Origin of the sequence: Mesorhizobium sp. M1273 (assembly GCF_040318195.1) — a bacterium.
GTDB lineage: Bacteria > Pseudomonadota > Alphaproteobacteria > Rhizobiales > Rhizobiaceae > Mesorhizobium.
The window spans coordinates 1-24,076 of record NZ_JAMYLV010000028.1; the positions used below are offsets into that span (position 1 = coordinate 1).

20 protein-coding genes are annotated in these 24,076 nt (G+C 64.6%); 12 read left to right on the forward strand and 8 right to left on the reverse strand.

Features of this window, described 5'->3' with window-relative positions; genetic code table 11:
• Window positions 1-132: 132 nt before the first annotated feature.
• From NKH30_RS24215 to NKH30_RS24225, 3 genes are all read right to left on the reverse strand, one after another.
• Window positions 133-753 carry a LysE family translocator gene (locus NKH30_RS24215; RefSeq protein ID WP_352969843.1) on the reverse strand — a complete coding sequence of 207 codons (621 nt, stop codon included), beginning with the start codon at window positions 751-753 and terminating at the stop codon, window positions 133-135.
• Window positions 754-862: 109 nt separating this feature from the next.
• Entirely contained in the window at window positions 863-1,489 is a 627-nt protein-coding gene (locus NKH30_RS24220) for a hypothetical protein (RefSeq protein WP_352969845.1), read from the reverse strand.
• A gap of 320 nt (window positions 1,490-1,809) precedes the next feature.
• Window positions 1,810-4,494 (reverse strand): ATP-binding protein, encoded by a 2,685-nt coding sequence (locus NKH30_RS24225; protein WP_352769226.1) that lies wholly within the window; start codon window positions 4,492-4,494, stop codon window positions 1,810-1,812.
• Window positions 4,495-4,622: 128 nt separating this feature from the next.
• On the opposite strand from NKH30_RS24225, the gene NKH30_RS24230 reads away from it, so the two are divergent.
• Window positions 4,623-4,997, forward strand: a complete 375-nt coding sequence (locus tag NKH30_RS24230) for a hypothetical protein (protein ID WP_352470022.1) — start codon at window positions 4,623-4,625, stop codon at window positions 4,995-4,997.
• A 26-nt stretch (window positions 4,998-5,023) separates the two neighbouring features.
• Here the strand turns inward: NKH30_RS24230 and NKH30_RS24235 are convergent, their stop codons facing one another.
• From NKH30_RS24235 to NKH30_RS24255, 5 genes are all read right to left on the reverse strand, one after another.
• Window positions 5,024-6,613 carry an indolepyruvate oxidoreductase subunit beta family protein gene (locus NKH30_RS24235; protein WP_352470021.1) on the reverse strand — a complete coding sequence of 530 codons (1,590 nt, stop codon included), beginning with the start codon at window positions 6,611-6,613 and terminating at the stop codon, window positions 5,024-5,026.
• Window positions 6,606-8,759 carry a thiamine pyrophosphate-dependent enzyme gene (locus tag NKH30_RS24240; RefSeq protein ID WP_352997361.1) on the reverse strand — a complete coding sequence of 718 codons (2,154 nt, stop codon included), beginning with the start codon at window positions 8,757-8,759 and terminating at the stop codon, window positions 6,606-6,608. Before NKH30_RS24240 ends, NKH30_RS24235 begins: the two co-directional genes overlap by 8 nt.
• A 42-nt stretch (window positions 8,760-8,801) precedes the next feature.
• On the reverse strand, window positions 8,802-9,281 hold the full coding sequence (locus tag NKH30_RS24245) for a MarR family winged helix-turn-helix transcriptional regulator (protein ID WP_352819183.1): 480 nt from the start codon (window positions 9,279-9,281) through the stop codon (window positions 8,802-8,804).
• Window positions 9,281-10,852: a phytoene desaturase family protein gene (locus NKH30_RS24250; RefSeq protein WP_352501691.1), complete on the reverse strand. Its 1,572-nt coding sequence runs from the start codon at window positions 10,850-10,852 to the stop codon at window positions 9,281-9,283. Before NKH30_RS24250 ends, NKH30_RS24245 begins: the two co-directional genes overlap by 1 nt.
• A gap of 131 nt (window positions 10,853-10,983) precedes the next feature.
• A complete protein-coding gene (locus tag NKH30_RS24255) occupies window positions 10,984-11,775 on the reverse strand; it encodes a cyclase family protein (protein ID WP_352997363.1) in 792 nt (263 codons plus the stop codon).
• Between the two features lie 117 nt (window positions 11,776-11,892).
• Between NKH30_RS24255 and NKH30_RS24260 the strand changes: the two genes are divergently transcribed.
• The 11 genes from NKH30_RS24260 to NKH30_RS24310 all read left to right on the forward strand — a co-directional run bounded on the left by NKH30_RS24260 (window position 11,893) and on the right by NKH30_RS24310 (window position 23,885).
• Window positions 11,893-13,467, forward strand: a complete 1,575-nt coding sequence (locus NKH30_RS24260; protein WP_352997365.1) for a phytoene desaturase family protein — start codon at window positions 11,893-11,895, stop codon at window positions 13,465-13,467.
• 107 nt (window positions 13,468-13,574) lie between these two features.
• The gene (locus tag NKH30_RS24265) at window positions 13,575-15,101 is read left to right on the forward strand and encodes an ABC transporter substrate-binding protein (RefSeq protein WP_352470015.1); all 1,527 of its coding nucleotides are present in this window, start codon (window positions 13,575-13,577) and stop codon (window positions 15,099-15,101) included.
• 64 nt (window positions 15,102-15,165) lie between these two features.
• Window positions 15,166-16,173, forward strand: coding sequence for an ABC transporter permease (locus tag NKH30_RS24270; RefSeq protein WP_352540477.1), 1,008 nt, complete (start codon window positions 15,166-15,168; stop codon window positions 16,171-16,173).
• Window positions 16,166-17,014: an ABC transporter permease gene (locus NKH30_RS24275; RefSeq protein WP_352997367.1), complete on the forward strand. Its 849-nt coding sequence runs from the start codon at window positions 16,166-16,168 to the stop codon at window positions 17,012-17,014. The genes NKH30_RS24270 and NKH30_RS24275 overlap by 8 nt, the downstream gene beginning before the upstream one ends.
• Window positions 17,011-17,901 carry an ABC transporter ATP-binding protein gene (locus NKH30_RS24280; RefSeq protein ID WP_352921869.1) on the forward strand — a complete coding sequence of 297 codons (891 nt, stop codon included), beginning with the start codon at window positions 17,011-17,013 and terminating at the stop codon, window positions 17,899-17,901. Before NKH30_RS24275 ends, NKH30_RS24280 begins: the two co-directional genes overlap by 4 nt.
• Window positions 17,894-18,724 (forward strand): ATP-binding cassette domain-containing protein, encoded by an 831-nt coding sequence (locus NKH30_RS24285; protein WP_352997369.1) that lies wholly within the window; start codon window positions 17,894-17,896, stop codon window positions 18,722-18,724. Before NKH30_RS24280 ends, NKH30_RS24285 begins: the two co-directional genes overlap by 8 nt.
• 80 nt (window positions 18,725-18,804) lie before the next feature.
• Entirely contained in the window at window positions 18,805-19,404 is a 600-nt protein-coding gene (locus NKH30_RS24290) for a VOC family protein (RefSeq protein ID WP_352623230.1), read from the forward strand.
• A gap of 143 nt (window positions 19,405-19,547) precedes the next feature.
• On the forward strand, window positions 19,548-21,842 hold the full coding sequence (locus tag NKH30_RS24295) for a bifunctional salicylyl-CoA 5-hydroxylase/oxidoreductase (protein ID WP_352997371.1): 2,295 nt from the start codon (window positions 19,548-19,550) through the stop codon (window positions 21,840-21,842).
• A complete protein-coding gene (locus NKH30_RS24300; RefSeq protein ID WP_352743132.1) occupies window positions 21,839-22,612 on the forward strand; it encodes an SDR family NAD(P)-dependent oxidoreductase in 774 nt (257 codons plus the stop codon). Before NKH30_RS24295 ends, NKH30_RS24300 begins: the two co-directional genes overlap by 4 nt.
• Complete coding sequence (locus NKH30_RS24305) at window positions 22,606-23,076, forward strand: MarR family winged helix-turn-helix transcriptional regulator (protein ID WP_023676834.1); 471 nt, start codon at window positions 22,606-22,608, stop codon at window positions 23,074-23,076. The genes NKH30_RS24300 and NKH30_RS24305 overlap by 7 nt, the downstream gene beginning before the upstream one ends.
• A complete protein-coding gene (locus NKH30_RS24310; protein WP_352969864.1) occupies window positions 23,073-23,885 on the forward strand; it encodes an enoyl-CoA hydratase family protein in 813 nt (270 codons plus the stop codon). Before NKH30_RS24305 ends, NKH30_RS24310 begins: the two co-directional genes overlap by 4 nt.
• Window positions 23,886-24,076 lie beyond the last annotated feature (191 nt).

Sequence of the window (24,076 nt, forward strand, 5' to 3'; positions counted from 1 at the left end):
GTTCCTCCATCACCGAACACTCTCTCCACGGCATCAACACCTCCGGCCAAAAGCCAAAAGTGTTACCCATGTGTCCGGTACAAAACGTCACCTATGTCTCAGGCCGCGCAGCGCGCCTGCTTCAACCAGCGCTCAGCCGAGTGGAAAAGCTGACGCCACCGAGACGAGGGCGAGCATTGCCAGCACGATCCCCGCCGCCCGACAGATGACGCGATGATGCCGCACCGCGGCAGCGCGCACGAGAGGACGCGAAAGCGCTACGGCCAGGAATCCGTACCAGCCTATGTCGATGATGGCGACGATGGCCGCGACCATCAGCATCTCGTTCGAGGTCCGGATCGGCAGCATCAGCCCCATGAAGGCGACGGCGAAGAAAGTGGCGGTTTCAGGCGAGAGAATGCTGATGAGAAACCCGCCGGCAAACAATCCGGCCTGCCGAGGCGCTTCGCCGATGGCCGGCGGCGCCGTTCTGGCGATGCGCAGGGCCATCCAGCCCAGGACGGCCGCACCGGCGATCTTGACCGCCGGCACCGACAGCGACCCGGAAAGATGAACGGCGCCAAACGCCACCAGGACCGCCAGCACGGCGGTACCGGCGCCGATCCCGGTCACCAGCGGGATCGTCCTGCCAAAGCCGTGCAAGGAGGCAAGGCTGCCGGTCGCGAGGCCAATAGGGCCTGGCGTGATCATGATCACCGTATATGCCGCCAGGAATTGCAGCATCGCCGTCGACAGAATAAGCGAACTTGACATGCCAGTCTCCCGTTTGCTGCGCCGGTTACAGATTAGAGAAGAATCACCGTCGCGCTCCCACTCCCTATTTCTCACCATGCGACGCTAAAATGCTTAGATGTTTCCAGATTTACTTTCCAAATAGAAGAATATCCCCGCGTGCCCAAAGCAGGTAACAGACGAGAAGCGTCGCAGGCATTGCGAGAGCCTGGATCTGATCGGTGCGAGCGTCAGCAATGACGCGGGCGACTTCGGTCGCCGTGACGATGATTGCCGGAAAGCGGCTGAGCAGTACCGAAAGGCGGAAGAGCTCCGGCACTTTAAGGCCGAAGAGCACCACGCCATGCGCGCCGAGCCTGAAGGCGCTGCCGAACTTGCCCACGGCATGGAGCAACCCCGATGTCACGACCAGGATTGGATTGCCGACGAGCAGCAGACTTGACCCGAGCACCAATGACCCGGTGCCGGACAGAAAATCTGCGCGCTGTATTGCCGACGGGTCGAGATGTCCGTTGCTGAGGGCGCGATGATACTCCTCGCCGCTGCGCAAGAAGATGGCGCTCGCCACCAGCAGCGCCAGTGAGTTCCAGCCGCCGGCGAGGTCGTGGCCGAACATTAGAGGCGCGGCGAAAGTGCTGCTCGCCTCGGTTAGCGCCAGCCGAATCTGCATGAACATGGCCATGCCGAGGCCCAGCACATTGCCGGCAATATAACAGCCTCCGGGTCCTGAAAGCCGCACCGCGACCGCTTGTGCCAATCGTTGTCCTGGCCAGCGCCGCTGGGCATCCGCTTTTTCGCTTGCCGACATCGCCCCTGCTCCTGGTACGATCCGCCCCAGCGACGGACGCCGGCGGCGGCCCCCGTTCCGCCGCCGTTGCCCGCCTTCTTCCCCCGGATCGTGAAGGCGTCGTGGTGTTGGGAGGTCCATCCACGCTGCGAGCAGAAGCCTACGCGGAGCGGCGGGCGTGCAAATCGGTACCGCCACCCATTTTTAGGCGGTCGATTTCCCAGTTTTCGCGGAAATTTTGCTGTGGGAACTACCCAGAGCCTGTTCCATCTCGACAGAATCGGCTGGGATCATGATCCAGTCTGGTGCGGTTCCAGCGGATGGGTGCCCGTCAACAGCCACGGCTCGCCTCGCAGGCGCAGGAGGATTTCCATGCGGTTTGCGGCATTGAGCTTGCCGAGCAGCGAGGAGACGTGATGCTCGATCGTGCGGGGCGAGCGCGACAGATGTCGCGCGACCTCCTTGTTGCTGATGCCCTGGGCGATCAGGGCGAGCACCTTCTGCTCGTGCCGTGTCAGGCCGAGTGGATGGCGGCGAGCTGCCGCATAGGGTCCGCGCTGCACCTTCGGCAGCAGGCCTGACAGGCCCTGACGCTGCGCAAGCTTGCGCGCGAGCGCCGCGGCCGCGGGCGCGTCGATCTGGTCGAGCATCGCCACGGCGCGAGCGAGCGCCGCCCCCGCATCCGCCCCACGAACCTGCATGAGGGAAAGCGCTGCCTCATAGGGCAGCGACAAACGCGTCCACTCCGCCGCGGCGGTCTGCGGATCGCCGAGAAGCTCGGCGGACCAGGGCGAGGGAATCGGCGCCGATTGCGCCGGCAGCGACCCGGGCATTCCGCATCGACGCCACCAGACCGACAATTCGCCAAGGTCCCGGGGGCGGAAATTGTCGAGGTTCATAGCCGCCAGCTCGGTAAGCTGCGCGTGGCTGGCGCCGACATCCTCGGCAAGCCAGGCCGCCTCCGCCAGCGCCAGGCGAACCGGGACGATACGCTGCGGCTCGCCGGTCGTCTGGCCCTCCACAAGCGCGCGCTGCAAAAGGTCGACGCCGTCGGTCTCGCCCAGCCTTACGCGGACCGTGCCAAGCACGGTGAGCGCCGGCAAGTGCATCACCATCGGCAGGCGTTCCACATTCATGACGCCCTGAGCGATGGTTGCGGCCTCGCGAAACCGGCCCTGTTCCATGCAAAGCTGCGCCTGCCGGCCGAGCAGGTATTGCGCCGCCGAATCGAGGTCGTGCCTGGTGCAGAATGCGATGCCTTCGGCCAGCAGCCGCTCCGCCAGCTCGAAGTCCTTGGCCACCACCGCGCATTCCGCAAAGTTCGTATAGGCCCGCGCCGCATGGTCGTGGAGCCCGTGCTCGAGCGCCAGGGCAAGGCTTTCCTCCAGCCGCTCAACGCCGCCGGGGCGGTTGGCAAACATGAGCGCGGTTCCGACATTGTTGAGGGCGTGAACACGCGTCTCGACCTCGCCCAGCCGATCGGCCAGACTGATCGCGCGCTCGCCCCATTCGATCGCCTCATCGAAACGATAGTGCAGCATGTGGAGCTGCGAGCGCGTGCTGTAGGCCATTGCCACCTCGGGACCGGGCGGCAGGCTTTCCACCTCACGCACGGCTTGGTCCGCATATTCCTCCGCCTGCGGGCCTTCGCCGCGCCGCCAGTGCAGCCGCGACAGCCAGCGTAGATTAAGGCCTACCTTGTCGATCCGGCCCAGCTGCCGCCAGATAGCGATGGCGCGATGCCGGGCCTCGATGATGGCGTCATAGACAAGCAGCGCCAACCCGGCCTCGTATGCCCAGTCCTCATGGAGCTGCGCGGCCAGCTCCGGCGGGGCCTGGTCGACATATCTGAGTGCGGTCGCCAGATGCGAGGCCGCCTCCCGATGCGCCCCCAGGCGCGCGGCTTGGCTGGCGGCGAGCGGCGCAAGTTCGAGCACGCGTTCGCCATTGTCGGCGCCGCCGGCGTGGTGCACGCGGCGCGAAAGCAGAGCGCTTGCCTGCGAGGCCGGAACTTCCGAGAGTGCCGCTTCGACCTTCGCATGGAGCGAGCGTTGCACAGAGGGGGAGAGCCGGTCGAGCGTCGCTTCCCTGGCAAGCTCGTGACGAAATGTCAGCGCGCCCTGGTCGTCCCGCCGCAGCAATCCGCGCACGACACATCGATCGACGAGCACTTCGGCCTCGGCCCCGAGAAGGGCCCGGATCAGCCACGGCTCAACGCTGCCCGGCATGATGCTCATGACCTCCAGGACGTCGCGCTCTCCAGGCGTCAGGCGCGACAGGCGCGACCACACCGCGTCGCGTATGGAATCGGGCACTCGCGCCGATTCGGTCTCGCTGCTGGACAGGAGCTCGGTAACGAAGAAGGGATTGCCCTCGGTAATGCGATAAAGCCCGTCGGCGGAACGGCCGGCCTGTTCGGCCAGCATTGTCACCGCCTGGGGAGACAGCGGTCTAAGCGTCACGCGGCGTACGGAGGCGGCGGGAAGATCGCCGAGCACGTGGGTCAGCGGGTGATCGGCGTTCAAATCCTCTCTGCGCATGCTCAGCACCAGCATGGTGCGGAGCAGAGAGACGCGGCGCCCGAGATATCTTACGAGGTCGAGCGTCGCATTGTCCGCCCAATGCATGTCCTCGAAGATGAGCACGGTCGTGCCCTTGGCGCGCTGCAGCGCATTCAGCAATGCCGGGAAAAGCCGCTCCGGCGCAGCGGTCTCCTCAAGCAGCGCCGCCACGCGCGGGTCGAGCAAGTGGGCCATGTCCTGGAGAGGGCCCAATGGGCGTGGCGTGAAGAGCGCCTCGCACCAGCCCCACAGCACCCGGCAGTCCCGGTCGGCGTTTTCCGCGAATTCGCGCAGCAGAGAGGTCTTGCCCAGGCCCGCCTCGCCGTGCACCAGCACGGTCCCACCATGTCCGGCAGCAGCTCTCTCGGCCGCGGCCAACAAAGCTCCAAGTGGGTCCTCTCGCTCAAGCAGCATCAAGCCCGCGCCTCCAGAATATTGAAGGTACAACAGCAGGCAATGAGTGCAACACAGTCGTTTCACATGGCCGGGGATGTTTGGCAAATCGCCGCTCGGAACCGGGCGTCATTTGTCTTGGAGCAGATATGTTTGCCGCTGCCATAGGCACGAAGACCACAGAACAGGCAGGCCGCCACGGCTGCAAGCCGTCGGCAAGACCTGGCGAAGCGGACAGGATAGCCTTCACTTCCTTGGTGACAGTGGCGAAAGAAACGCGTTCCATAGATCCAGCCCCAAGCCCATCTCATCGTCGGCTGTTCCGGCCTGACGTTCAACAGGGGGAGAAAATCATGGAAGAGGAAGACGACATCCTGAGCGACCTGAGCTATGTCGCCGAAAATTTCGACGATGTGGGAAAGGAAACGATCATTCTGGTGCTGGAAGCCGCGATCGCCGAGATCATCGGCCTCAGAATCACCGTGCAGACTGCCGCGTCGAAGGCGAAATGGGCGCCAGACTGAGTTGCAGCCGGGGTTGAACGAGCGCCTCAGCTCACCGGATTGTCGCCCAGCGACGCCACAGTCTTCAGCGCGCCGTCGAGCATGTCGCCCTTCTCGTCCTTCAGCGCCGCTTCGCGCAGGCGCCGGATCCAGTCTGCGGCGTCCGGGCGGCCCTTGAGCTGGTCGAGCGCCGACAGCACCCGGTCGAATTTCGACTGGGCGCGGGCGTGGGTGTCGCTGTAGCCCTTGATCAGCCGGCGGCAGTTGAGGATCTCCGTGCCAAGCGCGTAGTCCTGGCCGACTTGGCCCAGCGCCAGCGCATACCAGCGCTCGATATGCGCGGTCTCGACCTTGTGGCGCAGCAGTCGGCGGCGCCAGCGGCGCAGGCCGCCGATGAACCACAATGCGGCAAAGCCGGCGAAACTGTCGGTGCGGATGCGGCGGCCGCGATTGATGCGGCGGTCGAGAAAGGCGGCGAGCTTCGGCCGGCTTTCGATGTAGCTGCCGAGCCCGGCCGGCAGCGTGCCGCAGAATTCCTCGATGCGCGGGTGGAAATATTCGGTCACCTGCAGGACCGAGCCGTCCTTGACGCCGACCTCACGGCGTACGCGTCGGTCGCGGCTCGAGCGCGTCTTCAGGTCGGCGACGCGGATCATGTCGTCGTAGCACATGGCGTTGGCCAGATGCTTGGCGGCGGCGATCGACAGCGCGTAGGCGTGTTCGGCATTGTCCAGAGCGACGGCCCGGTCGAGCCTATCGAGATACTCGCCGCCATAAGCAACGTCCTGATAGTCGACCACTTTTTTCAGGCCGCGAAGCGCCATGTCGCGCACGGGTACAGGCAGCGTGGCGACGCGCGCCGCCAATTGTTGCCAGCCCTTCAACAGGCTTTCCGGGCCGCTGACTTCTGTCGCGGCGCCCGAGCCGGTTTCAGCGGCCGCCGGCCCTGCAGTCTTGTCGCCCGAAGGCGCACTCGCGATGCCGCGCGCCCGATCGTAGGCGGCGCCGAAGGCGGCGAGGCTGGCCTTGACACCACGGCCGCCGGCACTGACCGCCTGCTCATAGCTTTCGCGACTGAACGGCAAGGCGTCGGAGCCGGCCAGCGCGCCGAGCAGGCTGGCCGAGATCATCGAGCCATTGTCGGCGGCGATCTTCTCCATGTCGAAGGCAATGAAGCGCTTGGCCGCGGCTTCCGCCGTGGCATGCACCTTGGAGGACGAGGCGCGGCCGTCGCCGGGCTCGATCTTCTCCGAGACCGCGGCGATGCGGTGCGACGAGGCGATCAGCGTGGTGCGCTCGGGCGTGACGAAGCCGCGGATGATGGCGCGGCCGGCCTCCATCAGTTCGGCGGCAATCAGGATGTCGACGTCGCCCTGCGACGGCGACAGCGCGAAGACCGGCAGGCGGCCGGTGTCGCGGCACATTTCGACATAATAGATGGTGGCGCCGGTGCGCTGGGCAACGCCGGCAACGGAGGTTGATTGCGCGACATAGAAATTGCGCTCGGCGACGTCGGTGATCCAGTCGGCCAGCACGCCGCCGCCCTGGCCGCCGACCGCCAGCACGGCAAGCTTGATGACGCGCTCGTCTTCGGGGGCGCCGGCTTTCGAGCGCGATGAGGGCACGGCGTCAAGCATCGGCGAATGTCAGGCGCCGGTTTTCACGGCGCCGCTGCAAGAGACCGATCATGGCGCGACGCGCGCCTTCAAGGAAACGGTCCCAGCGGCTCGGATTGTGGACGACATCGGCGCGGTAGAAGGACGGGCAGAGCACCGCCGCATCGGCGACCTCGCCGCAATTGCCGCAACCGACGCAGCTTTGGTCGATATGCGCCACCGGATCGTCGCGCAACGGATCGTCGAGCGACTTCACCGAAAGCGACGGACAGCCGGACAGCCGCATGCAGGCATGGTCGCCGGTGCAGATATCTTCGTCGACACCGAATTTCGGCTTGACTATGCGCGTCCCGCCCTTGATCGCCTTGTCGACCAGCGGCTTTTCGCGGCGCTGCCGGTTGAGCATGCATTCGGACGACGCGACAATGACTTTCGGGCCCTTCTCGTCCGTCGTCAGCGCCTCGCGCAGCGTGTCTTGCATTCTGGTTACGTCGTAGGTGCGGTCGATGTGGCGCAGCCATTTGACGCCCATGCCCTTCACCGCCTCGGTGATCGGGTGCTTGGTCGACTTGGTCTTGTTGCCGGCGCGGGACGACAGGATGTCCTGCCCTCCGGTCGCGGCCGAATAGAAATTGTCGACGATGACGATGACGCCGTCATTCTTGTTGAACACGGCATTGCCGACCGAGGAGGTCAGGCCGTTGTGCCAGAAGCCGCCGTCGCCGACGAAGGAGATCGAGCGGCGCTTGGCATCGGGCGAATTGAACGCCGAAGCCGAGGCCGGCCCCAGCCCGTAGCCCATGGTAGTGGCACCTAGCTCGAAAGGCGGCATGATCGAGAACAGATGGCAGCCAATGTCGGAGGCGATGTGGTGCTTGCCCAACTCCTGCTCGACCAGCTTGGTGGCGGCGAAGATCGGCCGCTCCGGGCAGCCGACGCAGAAGCCGGGCGGCCGGCCCGGGACGACGTTGATCAGGTCGGCGGTGTCGAGCCCGTCGCCGATCTTGTTCGGCGCGCGGACCTCGCTTGGCAGCAGATGCGGGATGGTGGCACGCAGGAACGATCCGATGCCGTCGAGCATCACCTGGCCGGTATATTCGCCGGCCATAGGCAGATGTTCCTTGCCGACGAGCCTGGTGCCGCGGCCGGCCTTGTGCAGCATCGCGGCAAAGGCCTGTTCGATGTAGTTGGGCTGGCCTTCCTCGACGACGAGAACGGCGTCCTTGCCTTCGCAGAAGGACAGGAACTCGTCATCGACCAGCGGGTATACGGCGTTCAGCACATAGAGCGGCACGTCGGTGTCGCCATAAGTGTCGGCGAGGCCGAGCCGCTGCAGCGCCCGGATGACCGAATTGTACATGCCGCCCTGCATGACGATGCCGACCGAGCCATGCTCCGGGCCGAAAAACTCGTTGATCTTGTTGGCGCGGATGAAATCCACCGCCGCCGGCCAGCGTTTCTGCACCTTTTCCTTCTCGTGCAGGAAGGACGCGGGCGGCAGCACGATGCGGCCGGTGTCGCGGCGCGGCGCCTCGAGCGCATCGGCCACAGTCATTGCCGGGCGCTTGTTGTCCTTGGCGATGAAATGGCCGTGGACATGGCAGCAGCGAATACGGACCTGCAGCATGACCGGCGTGTTGGAAACCTCGGACAGCTCGAAGCCGTCCTCCACCGCCTTGACGATCGACGGCAGGTTCGGTCGCGGGTCGAGCAGCCAGACCTGGCTCTTCATGGCAAAGGCGTGGCTGCGCTCCTGCATGATCGAGGAGCCTTCGCCGTAATCCTCGCCGACGATGATCAATGCACCGCCGGTGACGCCGCCGGAAGCGAGATTGGCGAGCGCGTCGGAGGCGACATTGGTGCCGACCGTCGACTTGAAGGTCGCCGCGCCGCGGATAGGATAATGCACCGATGCGGCAAGCATGGCGGTGGCGGTCGCTTCCGAGGCGCTCGCCTCGAAATGCACGCCGAGCTCGCCCAGGATATCCTGCGCGTCGGCCAGCACGTCCATCAAATGGCTGATCGGCGCGCCCTGATAGCCGCCGACATAGCCGACGCCGCATTGCAGCAGCGCCTTGGTGATGGCGAGAATGCCTTCGCCGGAAAACTCCTCGCCGGCGCCGAGCCTGAGCTTTTCGACTTCCTTGGCAAAAGACCGTTCGGCCATTTTGGGCTCCTTCCGTTACCGCCCCGATGGCGGCGCGTAAGATCAGATGTCGTGCTTGCGAATGTTCTTCAGCATCTTCTGCAATGTCGCGATCAGCGCCGCGTATTCGGCATCGTCCACATCGTCGAACATTGCCTCGAAAGCGTCGTGCATGGCCGGCCAGGCGCGCGCGAACTCGGCGCGGCCATCGTCGGTCAGGAACACATGGCGGATACGGCTGTCGGTGACCCCCTGCTCGCGCCGCACAAACCCTTGCGCCTCCAGCGTGTCGAGCGTGCGGCTCAAGGTCGACTGCTCGATGACGGTATAGACCGAGAGATCGTTGACGGTGACGCCATCGGTGACCGACAACACAGCCAGCGTGCGCACCTGCGGAATGGTCAGACCTTGCTTGCGGAAATTGTCACGCAAGGTGGCGTTGTAGCGGCCCATGATACGGTTCATCAGATAGGGCGCGAATTGCTGCAGGCCGATCTGGCCCAAAGTCGAGATGCGCTGGCGCTTTTCAACCTTCTGTTCCATCACAGCCTCCCCGCCAGGAGAAAGCCGGAGCCGCCGCCCAAGCCAGCACCCGGATGGGTCGAGGCACCGATGTGGTAGAGACCCCTGACCCCGGTGGCGTGATTGCGGCTCGTCTTGAACGGCCGCCACAGAAACGACTGGTCGATAGCCGAGGAACCGCCATAGGGGTCGCCGCCGACCAGATTGATGTTCATCGCTTCCAGGTCGGCCGGCGAACAGGCGCGGCGTGCGATGACGCTGTCCTTGAACCCATCGATATGGCTGGCAAGGATCGCTTCGGCACGGTCGGCATAGGCTTCGCGCAGCGCCTCGGTCCAGCGACCGTCTGCCGGTGTTTGCAGTTTGCCGGCGGCATCGCCCTTGATATGCCGTGGCGCCTCGGGCAGTTGCAGCCACAGGACCGCCTTGCCGTCCGGGCAGCGCGATGGGTCGAGCGCGTGCGGCTGGCCGATGCACATGGTCGGCACCTCCGGCAGCATGCCGCGCACGGCTTCGTTGCAGGCCTTCGAGACGCCGTCGAGCCCCGGCGTCAGATGCAGCAGCGCGACCTTGTCCAGGCCCTCGCCGCGCCATGCCGGCGGCTTGTCCAAGGCATAGTGGATCTGGAAATTGCCCTTGCCGTAGCGGTATTTTTGCGCTGCCTCGACGTCTGCTTTCGGCGCCGCGTCGCCGAGCAGCCGCTCGTAGAGCTGGGTCGGCGTGACCGAGCAGATGACGCTCTTGTTCACGTTGATCGTTTCGCCCGAAGCCAGCCGCACGCCGGCGGCGCGGCCTCCGCTTTGGACAATAGCCGCGACGTCGGCGCCGGTGCGGATTTCGCCGCCACGTTCCCTGATCAGGGCCTCGAAGGCGGCCAGCAGATTCCTGGCACCGCCCTTGACGATCGGCGCGCCGGCCGCCTCAAGCGCGAAGGCGATGACCTTGGCGATCTGGCCGGAGAACGCGTCCTCAGGCCCGAGGCCGGCATGCAGCACCCAGGGCGCCCACAGCGCGCGCATGGTTTCCGACTGATAGGTGCTTTCCAGCCAACCGCGCGCCGGCACCAGCGCGCTGCCGAGAAAGGCGGCAAGGCCACGCGGGCCGCGCCGCCAGGCTTCACCCGCCAGCAGCCTGGCCGTCGGGTAGGACCACAGGCTGCCACCGAGCAGTCCGAACAGCAGACCGGCGTTGCGCTCGATCTCGCCGACATCGTTTGCGTGCCGGTCGCCGTCGCCCGCGGCAAGCGCATTGATCGCCGCTACATTGGCGATACGGTCGGTGCGCAGGACGGCATGGCTGCCGTCCGGGCGCAGCACACCGGTCGGCGTGGAGCTGTTGCAAAACTCCAGGCCGTGCCGCGCCAGATCCTTGCCCAGCGCCGCATAGGCCGGCGAGGTGATGAACAGGACAAAGGTCGTCGCCATCACGTCGTGGATGAAGCCGGGCGCGGTGATTTCTTCGGTGCGCATGCAGCCGCCGATGCGGTCGTTGCGCTCGAGCACCAGCACCTTCGCCCCCTTGCCGCCAAGCATCGCCGAGCAGACCAGCGCGTTGATGCCGCTGCCGACGACGATGTGATCGGGAGCGCTCATCGATGCGTGCTCCTAGCAGAGATTGGCGCTCTACGGCGCCGTAGAGCCGCAGCTTTGCAAGGCTGCCGCTCCCACTCCGTCACCACAGTGCCACTTCCGCACATGATCTTCTCCCGAAGACCGCAGCTACCCTATTGCCTTGGCACCAACGCCAACGCGCGGATCGGGCTGCCGGTGCCGTGCTCGATCTTGAGCGGCGCCGCGATCAGGATCGCGCCTTTCGGCGGCAGCCGGTCGAGGTTGCAAAGGCTGGCGAGACCGTAGCGGTTAGCCTTGTGCATCAGGCTATGCGCCGGGAACGGCGGCTCCATTCCCCCTGCTTTTCCAGCATCCGTGCCGATCGTCTCGCTGCCCCAGCCCTTGATGTCCTTGCTAATCAGATACTGGATGGCTTCGGCGGTCGGGCCAGGCGTGTGCGGTCCGGTCTCATTGGCGTTGAGGAACTCGGCTTCCGAGCCGTTGCGCTTATACCAGTCGGTGCGCATCACCACCCACTCGCCGGGGTTGATAGCGCCATGTTCGGCTTCCCATGCCTTGATGTGATCGACGGTGAGCAGGAAATCGTGATCGACTGCCGCTTGCTTGGAACAGTCGATGACGTTGACGGGTCCGACGAAGTTCTGCGCCGGAATGGTGTCGGTGGCGCCGTCCGGATAATCCTTGCCGGTGATCCAGTGGTTGGGCGCGTCGAAATGCGTGCCCGAATGCTCCCCGAGCTTGAGCCAGTTCCACGCCCACCACGGACCGTTCTTGTCATAGGCGGAGATGGCGTGGATCTCGATCTTCGGCGTGTCGACCGCCAGTTCCGGCGGCAGCTTGATCAGCGGTGTGTCGGGCCCGAGCGGCGCCGTCAGGTCGACCACCTGAATGGCGCCTGAAAGCAGCTGGCCGGCGACTTCGCCTAAAAGTTGTTGTGTGTCCATGGTCTCTGTTCCCTCTTTCTCGATGGTGCTGAAGGCTCTCGCGGCCCTTAATATCCTACTAGACGAAAACATATGCATCTGCAATTATCTTTAAGCATAAAGGAAATGGGACGGGGCGTGAGCGAGTTCGACGCCATATTTGTCGGGGCAGGCCACAACAGTCTGGCATGCGCCGCGCATCTGGCGCTCAAAGGCTGGAAAACCGCAGTTTTCGAGCGTAATGCAACGATCGGCGGCGCCGTTCAGACGCGCGAATTGACGCTTCCGGGCTTCCGGCACGATTTCGGCGCGATGAATCTCAGCCTGTTCGCCGGCTCGGCCTTTCACAAGAAATATGCAAATGAATTGAAAACCCACGGGCTGGAATTCGTGCCGGTGGCCGACTGTTTTGCCAGCGCCTTCCCCGACGGTCGCTGGTTCGGCGTCAGCAGCGACCTGGAAGTGACCGCCTCGCGCATGGCCGCTTTTTCCGACGCCGACGCACAGACATGGCGCCGTCTGGTTGCGGCATTCCCGGCGGAGGCCGAGCATCTGTTCCGGCTGCTGGGCTCGCCGATGAGCGGCCGTGCGCTCGCCGGCACCGCCTGGAACCTCTGGCGCAAGAAGGGTTTTGCCGGCGCGCTCGATACAGGTCGGTTGCTGCTTTCGTCACCCCGCGCCTGGCTCGAGGATACTTTCGAGTCACCGCATGTCAGGGCGACGCTGGCCACCTGGGGCATGCATCTCGATTTCGCGCCTGACATCGCCGGCGGCGCGGTGTTCCCTTACCTCGAATCCATGGCCAACCAGTGCGTCGGCATGGTGCTCGGCAGAGGCGGCGCCGACACGATTATCCGCGCTTTGTCGGGCATGCTCACGGCCGCCGGCGGCAAGATCGTCACTGGGGCTGATGTCGCCGAGATCACGGTTTCGGCCGGCAAAGCGACCGGCGTGCGGCTCACTTCCGGCGAGACCCACACCGCCACCAAGGCCGTCATCGCCGGTGTCGCGCCCAAGGCGCTGACCGGGAAACTGTTGCCTAACGGATCCGGCGACACCGGCTTCGACACGGCCGTGAAAAAATTCCGCCACGCGCCGGGGACGTTGATGATCCATCTGGCGCTCGACGACCTGCCGGACTGGCGCGCCGGTGCCGAGCTTCGGCAGTTCGCCTATGTGCATCTGTCGCCGTCGCTCGATGCCATGTCCTGGACCTATCAGCAGGCGATGTCAGGGGTGCTGCCGGACGAACCGGTGCTGGTCGTCGGCCAGCCGACGGCCGTCGATCCCTCGCGCGCGCCGGACGGCAAGCACGTACTTTGGGTGCAGGTGCGCATGCTGCCAGCCGAGATTGCAGGCGATGCGGCGGGCACGATCGCGGTGGCTCACTGGGACGAGGCTAGGGAGCACTACGCCGAGCGCGTCCTCGACATTATCGAGCGCTATGCGCCCGGCCTTCGTCGGAAGATCCTCGGCCGCGCCGTGTTCTCGCCCATCGACCTCGAACGCGAGAACCCGAACCTTGTCGGCGGCGACCAGATCTGCGGCAGCCATCATCTGGCGCAGAATTTCCTGTTCCGGCCGGCGCGCGGTTACGCTGGCTGGAACACGCCGGTCGGCAATCTGCACCTGACCGGGGCGGCAACATGGCCCGGCGCCGGCACCGGGGCGGCGTCGGGCTTCATGCTCGCGCAACAACTTGGCGGGAGGTAGGCTCCATTTTTCATCTAGGGTGAAGGAGGACAAGGCGCGGTTGCCCAAGGAGCCTGAACCCACCGATTGACAACGACACCGCGCATAAAAGCAACAGGGGAACGACCATGACAATCAACAGACGAGAATTGCTCGGATATGGCGCGGCCGCACTTGGCGCCACGGCGCTCGGCCTGCCGCAAATCGCCAAGGCTGCCGGCGAACTGACCATCGCCTACAATGTCAATTTGCCGTCCTGGGACCCGACCACCGGGCCTTCGGCGGTCAACCCGACCATCCAGGGTCTCTACCAGTCGGTGTTCGACCAGTTCATCCCGCAGAAACCGGATCTTTCTTTCGCGCCCGGCCTGCTCACCGAATGGGGCTGGAACGAGGATCGCAGCAAGATCATGATGACGGTGCGCGAGGGCGTCACCTGGCATGACGGCTCGCCATTCACGGCCGAAGACGTGGTCTGGTCGCTGCAGCGGGCGGGCGATGAAAAAACCGGCAACCCGATCCAGTTCGTCTGGAAGAACGTCAACAACTTCAAGATCGACGGCAACAAGATCACCGGCGACGTCGTGCAATTCGACCCGGTGTATTTCAAGTGGATGTCGTTCCTGACCGGCTACATCATGCCGAAGGCCTATTACGAAAAGGTCGGCGCCGAGGGTTTTGAGAAAGCCCCGATCGGCACCGGGCCCTACATGGTCGACAAATTCGAGCGCAACGCCTTCCTGCGGCTCAAGGCCAACCCGAACTACTGGGGCAGCAAGCCGGCCTTCGAGAACGTAACCATCAAGTTCGTTACCGATGCGGCGAGCCGCGTCGCCGAGATCGAGTCCGGTTCCTCGCAGGTGACCCTCGAGGTCCCCTATGAGGAATATGACCGCCTGATCGCCAAGGATGGACTTGCCGGCTCATGCAAGAACGTTTCCGACATCGGCATGATCTTCTTCAACGACATCGACGTGATGCTGGACAAGAACGTGCGCCAGGCAGCGGTGATGGCCGTCGACAAAAAGCTTTTGGTCGACCGGCTGCTGCGCGGTTACGGCCAGCCCATCGATACGCTGGAGACGCCGGAATACGCGGCCTACGATGCGTCGATCAAGGTGGAGCACAATCCGGACAAGGCCAAGGAACTGCTGGCCGCCTCCGGCTATTCGCCGGAAAAGCCGGTCAAGTTCACGATACAGACGACGAAGGGCTTCAAGCCCAAGGACTACGAGATGATCCAGGCGATCGTCGGCATGTGGCGCAAGGTCGGCATCGAGGCGACGATCGAGGTCTACGAGATCGCCAAGCACTACGAGCTGCGCGCCGCCGACAAGCTGGCGCCGGCGGCCTTCTACAATTGGGGCAACGCCATCGGCGACCCGACCACCTCGACCGGTTTTGCCATGTATGGCCCGAGCCCGCATTCGGTGTGGGACAGTCAGGATCTGATCGACATGATCAATCCACTATGGGGCGAGAAGGACGAGGCCAAGCGCATTGCCGGCTGGAAGGCCGTCGACAAATACATCGCCGAACAGGCCTATGTGCTGCCGCTGATCCAGTATGCGCAGCCGATCGTGCATGCCAAGGGCGTCAATGTCGTGCAGCATGTGTCGGGCGCACTTCTGCCGGCGCTGATGAGCCCGGCCTGAGACAGTCTTCGGCTTGTCGCGCGCCGTCCGGAATGACGGCGCGCATTTTCCGCCACGGGCGACCATGCTGCTGCAAAGATTCCTGATCCGTCTTCTGACGATGGCGATCACGCTGTTCGGCGTGGCCGTCGTCGTCTTCGTCGTCATCCGTGTCGCGCCGGGCGACCCGATCGCGATGATGCTGCCGCCCGGCGCGACCGATGCCGACATCGCTCGGCTGCGCGCGCTTTACGGGCTGGACAAGACCATCGTCCAGCAATTCTTCATCTGGCTGGCCGGTGTCGTCAGGGGCGATTTCGGCACTTCGATTTCGCTCCGGCAGGATGTTCTGGGCCTGGTCTTCAATCGCCTCCCGGCGACGCTGGAACTCGCCATCGTCGCGCTTGTGATGGCGCTGGCGATCGGTGGCACGACGGCGATCCTCGGCGCGCGCGAACGCGGCACCGCAGTCGAAGCCGGCATCGACATTGCCAGCGGTGCGGCACTCTCGATTCCCGATTTCCTGTGGGGCCTGGTGCTGATCCTTCTGTTCGGCGTGCTGGTGCCTATCTTCGACATTTCTGGCCGGGTGTCGCCGCAGCTCGACCTGCCCTTCGCCACGCAATTCTATCTGTTCGAAAGCATTGTACGGCTGCGCTTCGACCTGACCAGGGACCTGCTGGCACACATGCTGATGCCGGCGATTGCGCTGGCGCTGCCACTGGCCGCGATCATCTCGCAGCTGCTGAAACAGTCGCTGAAGGAAGTGCTCGACCTCGACTACGTCGTGCTGGCGCGGGTAAAGGGCTTTTCGGAAACGCAGGTCATCCTGCGCGAGGCGCTGAAGAACGCGGCCCTGCCGACGCTGACGCTGGTCGGCGTGCAGTTCACCTTCCTCATCGGCGGCACGGTCATCGTCGAACGGCTGTTTTCCTATGAAGGTCTCGGCAACATGGCGATCGATGCCGTCATCAACCGCGACCTGCCGCTGATCCAGGGCATCGTGCTGGTCTTCGCGCTGCTGTTCGTGCTGATCAACCTTGCCGTCGACATGATGTACGCCCTGCTCAATCCGAGGCTGCGCCATGGATGAGGCCCGCATTTCGAGACGTGGCTCGCGGGCACGCCTGTGGCTGGCCGGCGGCTGGCTGCTGATTGCGCTGCTGGCCGCGATTTTTGCGCCGTTGGTCGCACCGCAGGACCCGCTGGCGCAGGATTTGATGCTGGAGCGGCTGCCGCCTTTCTGGATTGATGGCGCCGAGCCCGGCTACTGGCTCGGCACCGACAGCCTCGGCCGCGATCTTCTGTCACGGCTGATCTTCGGTGCCCGCATCGCCTTCATCGTCGCCTTCGCGGCAGCCTTTGCCGCCTGCCTGGTCGGCTCGACGCTGGGGCTGATCGCCGGCTATTTCGGCGGCTGGGCCGACCGCATCATCTCGCGCATCGTCGATGTCTGGATGGCGTTTCCGCCGGTGCTGTTTGCCATCCTTTTGGTCGCCGTGCTCGGCACCGGCTTGAGCTCGGTTATCATTGCCATTGCCGTCATCGACTGGACGCGCTTCTGCCGGGTGATCCGCGCCGAGACGTTGGGCCAGTCGCGCATGGACTATGTCGAGAACGCCCGCATCGCCGGCTACGGCCGCATCGGCATCATGCTGCGCGAGGTGCTGCCCAATGTGGTGCCGTCGATCGTCGCGCTGCTGTCGCTGGAGATGGGCATTGCCGTCATCGTCGAGGCGATCCTGTCCTTCGTCAATCTGTCGATCTCGACCGATGACCCGACCTGGGGCGGCATCATCGCCGAGGGCCGCCTGTCGATCCATCAGGCCTGGTGGGTGCTGGTGTTCCCGCTGATCACGCTGATCCTGACCGTGCTGTCGTTCAGCCAGTTCGGCGACGCGCTGAAGGCGCGTTTCGATCCGGTGTTGCGATGAGCGTAGCCGTCAAACCCTGCCTCGATATCCGCAGCTTGAGCGCCGTGCTGCCCAACGGCCAGCGCGTGCTGCGCTCGGTGTCGCTCGCCGTCCAGCCCGGCGAGGTGCGCGCGCTGGTCGGCGAGAGCGGTGCCGGCAAGACGATGATCGGCAAGGCGGTGCTTGGCGTGCTGCCGCCGAGCGTGCGCATCGTCGAAGGCGACATGCTGCTTGAAGGCGAAGACCTCGGCAAGCTCCAGCCCAAGGCGCGGCGCACGCTGATCGGCGCCCGCACGGCGCTGATCCCGCAGGACCCGCTGACCGCGCTCAACCCGTCGCGGCGCATCGGCCCGCAGATGACCGACCGGCTGGTGCGCATCCTCGGCTGGAGTGGCGACAAGGCTGATCGGCGCACCCGGCAGTTGCTGGACGAGGTGCAGATCCGTGATCCCGGCCGCGTGCTGAAAAGCTATCCGCACGAGCTTTCGGGCGGCATGCGCCAGCGCGTGCTGATCGCCGCCGCCTTTGCCGCCGAGCCCCGGCTGATCGTCGCCGACGAGCCGACCACGGCGCTCGACGTCACCGTGCAAAAACAGATCCTGCGGCTGATCGCTGCGTTGCAGCGTGAGCACGGCACCGCGATCCTGTTTGTCACCCACGATCTCGGCGTCGTCGCCAAAATCAGCCAGAAAGTTTCGGTGCTTTATGCCGGCAAGGTGGTGGAGGAGGCCCAAACGGCAACCCTCTTCGCAGCACCCCAGCATCCCTATACACGGGCGCTGATGGCGGCGACGCCACGCTACACCGATCCATACACTTCACTGAAACCCGTGGACGGGGCGGTACTGGCCGGGCTTGCCGCCGAGATCACTGCTGCCGACCAGGCCTGGAGGCGCCCGCATGGCTGAGCCGCTGTTTTCCGTGCGTGGGCTGAAGGTCGCGCTGCCCGACATGACGCGCAAGCCGCTGATCGGCCGCGCGCCCTTGGCCGAGATCCTGAAAGGGCTGGATTTCGACCTGCCAAAGGGATCGGTGACCGGCATCGTCGGCGAATCCGGCTCCGGCAAATCGACGCTTGGCCGCGCGTTGGTGCGGCTTCTGGAGCCCAGTGCCGGCAACGTCATCTTCGACGGCCGCGACATCACCCATTTGCCTGAGGCCGAGCTCCGGCCGCTGCGCCGCAATCTGCAGATGATCTTCCAGGATCCGATGTCGTCGCTCAATCCGCGCCGCACTATCTTCAGCATCATCGCAGCACCGCTCAAGCAGAACGGGCTTGGCGACAATCTCAAGGGGCGTGTCGCGGAGGCATTGCAGCGCGTCGGCCTGCCGCAAAGTTTTGCCAGCCGCTACCGCCACGAACTGTCGGGCGGCCAGCGCCAGCGCGTCGGCATTGCCCGGGCGCTGGCGCTGTCGCCGAAATTCGTGCTGGCCGACGAAATCGTCTCCGGCCTCGACGTGTCGACGCAGGCGCAGATCCTGACGCTGCTGGAAAAACTCGCCGCCGAAATGGGCCTGACCGTTGCCTTCATCAGCCATGATCTTTCTGTCATTCGGCGGCTCTGCCGGCACGTGATCGTCATGCGCGAAGGCGCGATCGTCGAAGCCAGTGCGACGGATACTTTGTTCGAGCAGCCGCAGCAGGCTTACACGCGCGACCTGCTCGCCGCCATTCCGCTGCCCGAGATCGATGACGCCTGGCTGCTTCCCGCCGCAAAGGCGCTGGCATGAACACATTCCTATTCGCACGCCGAAGAGCGGGCCTCGGACGTGCGCCGACAAGTCAGCTCGCGAAACGGAGGAGAACTGGAATGAAATACGCAATCAGAAACACGATGCTTGCGGCCGCTCTAGTCGGCTCGATGGGAGCAGCCTCGGCTGATTCGATACCCGGCATGCGAGGCCACGACCACACCGGCGTCACCGTCCCCGACATGGAGCAGGCGGTCGATTTCTTCACCGAGGTGGTTGGCTGCAAGAAGGCGATGTCGTTCGGCCCGTTCGCCGACGACAAGGGCACATTCATGCAGGATCTGCTGGGCGTCGATCCCAAGGCGGTGATTGAGGAGATCACCCTGGTCCGCTGCGGACACGGGTCGAACATCGAGCTGTTCAAATACACCGCGCCGGACCAGAAGGACTTGACGCCTCGCAACAGCGACATAGGCGGCTTCCATATCGCCTTCTATGTCGACGACATCGCCGCCGCAAAAGCCTATCTTGACGGCAAGGGCGTCAAGACGCGGATGGGGCCGCTGCCGGTTACCGAAGGCCCGGCCGCCGGCCAGACCATCCTCTACTTCCAGGCGCCCTGGGGCTTGCAGTTGGAAGCGATCAGCTATCCCAATGGTATGGCTTATGAAAAAGATGCGGAGACGGTGCTGTGGAGCCCGAAGAACCCGGAAAAATAGCCCGGGGCGTCCCTGGCCTGCGCAAGCCGACTGCCGGCAAGCTGGGTTTCTGGGGCGGATTGTTTCAATCCTGAAACTTCAAGCTTGAATTAATCCGTCTCAGGCGTAAACTCGACAAACAGAAGCGAAGAGGAGATCGCACGATGAAAGTTGCGGTTCTCGGCGGCGGACCAGCCGGGCTCTACTTTGCAATCTCGCTGAAGCTCAGGGATGCCGCGCATGAGGTCACGGTGTTCGAGCGCAACCGTGCCGATGACACGTTTGGCTGGGGCGTCGTGCTGTCGGCCGAAACGCTGGAGAACCTGACCAAAAACGACCCGGTCAGCGCCGTCTGGATCCGCAAGCATTTCGCCTATTGGGACGATATCGCCGTCATCCATGACGGCGTGCGCACGGTCTCGACCGGTCACGGCTTTTGCGGCATTGGCCGCAAGCGGCTGCTCACATTGCTGCAGCGGCGCGCGCGCGAACTCGGCGTCAAGCTGGTCTTCGAAACCGACATCGCCGATCCCAAGCCATATATGGAGACGCACGACCTGGTTGTCGCCGCCGACGGGTTGAACTCGAAAGCGCGGAGCACCTTCGTCGACGTGTTCAAGCCCGATATCGACATTCGTAGATGCAAGTTCGTCTGGCTCGGCACCCACCAGAAATTCGACGACGCCTTCACCTTCATCTTCGAAAAGACCGAGCATGGCTGGGTGTGGGCGCATGCCTACCAGTTCGACAGCGATACCGCGACCTTCATCGTCGAATGCAGCGAGCAGACCTGGCAGCGCTTCGGCTTCGGCGCGATGTCGCAGCAGGAATCGATTGCCGTCTGCGAGCGCATCTTTGCCCGTCATCTCGGCGGCCACGCGCTGATGACCAACGCCAATCATATCCGCGGCTCGGCGTGGATCAATTTCCCGCGCGTCTTGTGCGAACGCTGGTCCTACACGAACCTGGCGCTGATGGGCGACGCGGCGGCAAGCGCGCATTTCTCGATCGGTTCCGGCACCAAGCTGGCGCTGGAAAGCGCGGTGGCGCTGGCCGACTATGTCGAGTCCGAGCCAGACCTCGAGGCCGCCTTTAGCAAATATGAGGACGCCCGCCGCACCGAAGTGCTGAAGCTGCAGTCGGCGGCGCGCAATTCGCTCGAATGGTTCGAGGAGGTCGAGCGCTATCTCGGCCTCGATCCGGTGCAGTTCAACTATTCGCTGCTGACGCGTTCGCAACGCATCAGTCACGAAAATTTGCGGCTGCGCGATGCCGAATGGCTGGCCGGCGCCGAGGAGTGGTTCCAGCGCCAGGCCGGCGCCGGGGGCAACAATCTGCGTCGCGCGCCGATGTTCGCGCCGTTCCGGCTGCGCGGCATGGCGCTGCAGAACCGCGTCGTCGTCTCGCCGATGGCGCAGTACAAGGCGGTCGACGGCTGTCCGACCGATTGGCATTTCGCCCATTACGCCGAACGGGCCAAGGGCGGCGCCGGTCTCCTCTACATCGAGATGACGTGCGTCAGCGCGGAGGGCCGCATCACGCCTGGCTGCCCCGGTTTCTATGCGCCCGAGCATGAGGTCGCCTGGAAGCGGCTGGTCGAGTTCGTCCATGCCGAAACCGAGGCCAAGATCTGCGCCCAGATCGGCCATTCCGGTGCAAAGGGGTCGACCAGGCTCGGCTGGCAGGGAACCGACGTGCCGCTGCCCTCAGGCAATTGGCCCGTCATGGCAGCGTCTTCCGTGCCGTGGTCGCGGGAAAACCAGGTGCCGAAGGCGATGGACCGCGCCGACATGGATATGGTGCGCGGCCAGTTTGTCGCTTCGGCCGAGATGGCGGCGCGCTGCGGCTTCGACATGCTCGAAATCCACGCCGCGCACGGCTATCTCCTGTCCTCCTTCATCACGCCCTTGACCAACCGGCGCACCGACTCCTATGGCGGCTCGCTGGAAAACCGCATGCGCTACCCCTTGGAAATCTTTCATGCGGTGCGCGCCGCGTGGCCGGCCGAGAAGCCGATCTCGATGCGCATCTCCGCCAATGACTGGCTGGGCATCGAAGGCGTGACGCCGGCCGATGCCGTAGAGATCGCGCGGCTGCTGCATGAGGCCGGCGTAGACATCTGCGACGTATCGGCCGGCCAGACGTCGGCCGTGGCAAGACCGGTCTATGGCCGCATGTTCCAGACGCCGTTTTCCGATCGCATCCGCAACGAGGTCGGCATGGCGACGATGGCGGTCGGCAATATCTATGAGCCGGACCACGTCAACTCGATCCTGATGGCGGGCCGCGCCGATCTCGTCGCACTGGCTAGGCCGCATCTTGCCGATCCGTATTGGACGCTGCACGCGGCCGTAACGCTTGGCGATCGCGGCGTCAAATGGCCGGATCCCTATCTGCCCGGCCGCGACCAGCTCTACCGGCTGGCCGAACGCGAAGCGGCAGCGGGGTTGAAAGTATGAGTGCCGCGGCGACGATTTCGGGGCGTCATGCGCTGGTCACCGGCGGCGGCTCCGGCGTCGGCCGCGCGATCGCGCTGGCGCTGGCCGGCGGGGGCATTGACGTGACCATCTGCGGCCGGCGCGTGGAGCCGCTTGCCGAGGTCGCCGCGGAGAACAAGTCCATCTTCGCCATTGCCGCCGACGTCACCGACGAGACGTCGATGGCGTCGCTCTACGAGGCAGCGGAAGCGGCACGCGGAGCGTTCGACATCGTCGTTGCCAATGCCGGCATGTCCGGCAGTGCCCCGGCGCAGCGGACCTCGCTGGCAGACTGGCAGCGCACGCTCGACGTCAACTTGACCGGTGCGTTCCTGACGGTGAAGCCGGCGTTGGCCGGCATGGCAGTGCGCAAGACTGGCCGTATCATCTTCGTCGCTTCCACCGCCGGACTGAAAGGTTATCCCTATGTCGCAGCTTACGTTGCCGCCAAGCATGGCGTCGTCGGCCTGATGCGGGCACTCGCCGTCGAGACCGCCAAGTCCGGCATAACAGTGAATGCCGTGTGCCCAGGGTTTGTCGAAACCGAGATGCTGGAGAGCACCGTCCAACGCATCGTCCAAACGACCGGCCGTTCGTCCGAGCAGGCACGGACGAGCCTAGCCGCGACCAACCCGCAAGGCCGCTTCATCCAGCCGGAAGAAATTGCGGCCGCGGTACTTTATCTGTGTGGCGACGCCGCCCGGTCGATTACCGGGCAGACGATTTCGATCTCCGGAGGTGAGACATGGTAGCCGGTCCCCTGCCCGCCCCGTCCGGACCCGGCAAGGACCGCCTGCGGCTGTGGATACGCCTGCTGCGCGCCTCGCGCACCATCGAGGCCGAGCTGCGCGAACGACTGCGGCAAGAGTTCAACACGACGCTGCCACGCTTCGACGTGATGGCCGCGCTCTACCGCGCGCCGGAGGGCATGCTGATGAGCGATCTTTCGCGCTTCCTGCTGGTGTCCAACGGCAATGTTACCGGCATCATCGACCGGCTGGTCTCGGAAGGGTTGGTGATGCGGGCCCGACGCAATGGCGACCGCCGCACCTCGATGGTGCGGCTGACGGAAGAGGGATCGAAGATTTTCGCCGTGATCGCCGCCGCGCATGAAAAATGGGTCGGCGAGTTGCTGGGCAATGTGAGCGAGGATGAGGCGCGCCGGCTGACCGGCATGCTGACCTCCTTCCGCAGCAATTGGGAGGGACGGGAATGACGAAGCTGGCCGGCCGCAAGCCGAAGCATTTCCTCTGGCAGGTCGAAGGCAAGATCGCAAAGATCCGGCTCGATCGACCGGAGCGCAAGAACCCGCTGACCTTCGACAGCTATGCCGAATTGCGCGACATATTTCGCGACCTTGTCTACGCCGATGATGTCGATGCTGTGGTGTTCCTGCCCAATGGCGGCAATTTCTGCTCGGGCGGCGATGTCCACGAAATCATCGGCCCACTGGTCAAGATGGACATGAAGGCGCTGCTCGCCTTCACCCGCATGACGGGCGATTTCGTCAAGGCGATGCTGAATTGCGGCAAGCCGATTATTGCGGCGGTCGATGGCGTGGCGGTCGGCGCCGGCGCCATTATCGCCATGGCCTCCGATATCCGCATCGCAACGCCCCAGGCCAAGACAGCATTCCTGTTCACCCGCGTCGGCCTTGCCGGCTGCGACATGGGGGCCTGCGCGATCCTGCCGCGCATCATTGGCCAGGGCCGCGCCGCCGAGCTGCTCTATACCGGCCGCACGATGAGTGCCGAGGAAGGCGAGCGCTGGGGCTTCTACAACCGGCTGGTCGATACCGCAACGCTTGAGGCCGACGCGCTCGACATGGCCGCGCGCATCCTTTCCGGCCCGACCTTCGCCCATGGCATGACCAAGACGCAGCTGAACCAGGAATGGTCGATGGGTCTCGACCAGGCGATCGAAGCGGAAGCGCAGGCGCAGGCGATCTGCATGCAGACCCGCGATTTCGAGCGGGCGTACGAGGCTTTCGTGGCTAAGGAGAAGCCGGTGTTCGAGGGAAATTAGGATGACCCATTCAATAGAGATGTTGGCGGGACAGCGCCCCCCTCTGGCCTGCCGGCCATCTCCCCCTCAAGGGGGGAGATTGGATATCAGGCCCGCTTTCGCCAATCTCCAACATCGCAGGGAGAGCCGTGGCAGCGAAGCCGCCAATCTCCCCCCTAGAGATGTCCAGCAGGACAGAGGGGGGCGCCGTG